We start from the raw sequence: 1652 nt of genomic DNA on the forward strand, positions 1-1652 counted from the left end.
GCTCTATGGACGCGGCACCACCGACATGAAAGGGTTTCTGGCCGCGGTGCTCGCCGCGGTGCCCGTGCTGGCGCAGCTGCGGCTTGCCAGACCGGTCCACTTCGCCTTCTCCTACGACGAGGAGGTGGGATGCCGCGGGGTGCCGCATATGATCGCCCGCCTTGCCGAACTATGCGCCAAGCCGCTCGGCGTCATCGTCGGCGAGCCGAGCGGCATGCGCGCCGTGCGCGGCCACAAGGGCAAGGCGGCCGCCCGCGTGACCATCCACGGGCGTACCGGCCATTCGTCACGGCCCGATCTCGGCCTCAACGCGATCCACGCCATGGCCGATGTGCTGAGCACGGCCGTCGGCGAAGCCGAGCGGCTGACGCACGGTCCATTCGATCTTGCGTTCGAGCCGCCATACTCCTCACTACAAGCGGGCGTGGTGACGGGTGGACAGTCGGTCAACATCATTCCGGACATCTGCACTTTGGATCTGGAGGCGCGCGCCATACCTGGCGTCGACCCGGCCAGTCTGCTCGCGCCCGTCAAGGCGCGAGCAGACGCCCTTGCTGTCGATGGCTTTCGGATCGAGTGGACGCCGATGAGCACCTATCCGGCACTGTCATTGCCACGAGACGCAGCACTGGCGGCAGTGCTGGGTGAGTTGACCGGTGAAGCAGCGCTTGCCGCCGTCAGCTACGGCACGGAAGCCGGCCTCTACCAGGCCGCCGGGCTCGACGCGATCATTTGCGGACCGGGCGATATCGGCCGCGCTCACAAGCCGGACGAATACATTCTCGCCAGCGAACTCGCCGCCTGCCAGCGGATGATCGAGGCGCTTGGCGCCCGCTGCGCGGCTTGAAGGGTAGCGGGATGACGTTCCTGTTCAATTCCGATGCGCGGCGCGGGGCGATCTTCGCCGATGCCTTCGCCGAGGAACTGCCGGACGTCCCCTTCGCGATGGATGGCGCGACGGTCGATCCGGACTCCGTACGCTATCTCATCACCTGGACCGCGCCAGAAGACCTCGCGCGCTACCGAAACCTGGAGATCCTGTTTTCCATTGGCGCCGGCGTCGACCAGTTTCGCCTCGATACCTTACCGGAACAGGTGAAGATCGTGCGCACGGTCGAGGAAGGCATCGTGCGCATGATGCAGGAATATGTGACGCTGGCCGTGCTCGCCCTGCATCGCAACCTGCCCGCCTATCTGGCACAGCAACGCGCCGGCCAATGGCGTGACATCCCGCAGTTGCAAGCCGGGTCGCGCCGGATCGGCGTGCTTGGCCTCGGGCAACTCGGCCAGGCCGTCGTCGACCGGCTGAAGCCCTTCGGCTTTCCGCTCGCCGGCTGGAGCCGCTCGCCGCGGCGGATTGACGGCGTGACGTGCCATAATGGTGAGCCCGGGCTGGAGCAGATGCTGGCTGCCAGCGACATACTGGTCTGCCTGCTGCCGCTGACAGAGGATACGCGCGGCTTCCTTGATGCCGGCCTGTTCGCGAAACTGCCCGAAGGCGCAGCGCTCGTTCACACCGGCCGGGGGCAGCAGCTCGACCACGCCGCGCTTGTCGCTGCGCTCGACCGCGGCCACCTTTCAGCGGCGATGATCGACGTCACCGATCCCGAACCGCTGCCCGCGGGGCATCAATTCTGGTCGCACCCGAAGGT

At 66.9% G+C, this 1652-nt stretch carries 2 protein-coding genes; both read left to right on the plus strand.

Annotation, left to right across the window (positions count from 1 at the left end; all coding sequences use genetic code 11):
• Positions 1 to 847 (plus strand): acetylornithine deacetylase (gene argE / locus C1D09_RS11445; protein WP_143974364.1); only part of this gene is annotated, 847 nt, incomplete at its 5' end.
• Positions 848 to 858: 11 nt separating this feature from the next.
• Positions 859 to 1652 (plus strand): 2-hydroxyacid dehydrogenase (locus C1D09_RS11450; RefSeq protein WP_143974365.1); only part of this gene is annotated, 794 nt, incomplete at its 3' end.

This window comes from Mesorhizobium intechi (assembly GCF_002879535.1).
GTDB lineage: Bacteria > Pseudomonadota > Alphaproteobacteria > Rhizobiales > Rhizobiaceae > Mesorhizobium > Mesorhizobium intechi.